The organism is Bacillus sp. JJ1521 (assembly GCF_036965165.1).
Taxonomy (GTDB): Bacteria; Bacillota; Bacilli; order Bacillales; family Bacillaceae_L; genus Ferdinandcohnia.
The window spans coordinates 11,660-11,886 of the sequence record NZ_JBALOX010000208.1 but is presented as its reverse complement, the minus strand read 5'-3'; the positions used below and the strand labels follow the sequence as shown (position 1 = coordinate 11,886).

Sequence of the window (227 nt, the reverse complement as noted above, 5' to 3'; positions counted from 1 at the left end):
CTTTTTGAACACACATTTTAACTGGAGATGATGTGATGAATACGAACCAATTGTCAAGTAATGGTACTGAAATTATCATTGGAATTGTGAGCCCTGAAGCATTAGTGAATGAAGTTATGAAAGCACTTGAATCCTTTCCTAATTTTCAACCTTTCTTCCTTCATTCCACAGCATCCACGATTGAACCTGCGGATTTAGAAAATTTGATAAAAAAGGTTGAAGTTCTC

General features: G+C 35.2%; 1 pseudogene. It reads left to right on the top strand.

Annotation, left to right across the window (positions count from 1 at the left end):
* Window positions 1-35: 35 nt before the first annotated feature.
* A pseudogene (locus tag V7147_RS22205) lies at window positions 36-227 on the top strand (hypothetical protein); the annotation flags it as partial.